This is a genomic window from Aeromonas sobria (genome assembly GCF_050266975.1).
In the GTDB taxonomy this organism is placed as follows: Bacteria; Pseudomonadota; Gammaproteobacteria; order Enterobacterales; family Aeromonadaceae; genus Aeromonas; species Aeromonas sobria_B.
In genome coordinates this window covers 1-252 of record NZ_JBKISU010000152.1, presented here as the reverse complement: position 1 = coordinate 252, position 252 = coordinate 1, and the positions used below count along the sequence as shown (strand labels likewise).

Here is a 252-nt window from a genome sequence, read left to right as displayed (position 1 = left end):
TCTGCTGCTGCCAAAAATCAGCACGTTCTTGAGTGGTCATAGTGAAAATCCAGCGAAGAGGTAATGGATTTCAAGTGTGACGAGCTGATTTTGGGAAAAAAAGATGCCGATTCAAGGGCGCTTACGGTGATGGTATGCACCTGCTCGATGTAGGGCGTTAACATCTCGATTATCGCATCCCGCACCACCCCAGCCTGTTTGCTCGCGACCCGCTTGACCAGATAGAGCCGGCTCTTGCGCTCCACCAGGGTG

General features: G+C 52.4%; 1 pseudogene. It reads right to left on the bottom strand.

From position 1 onward, the window contains the following. Positions 1-125: 125 nt before the first annotated feature. Positions 126-252, bottom strand: a pseudogene (locus ACLHZ1_RS20885) (IS30 family transposase); the annotation flags it as partial.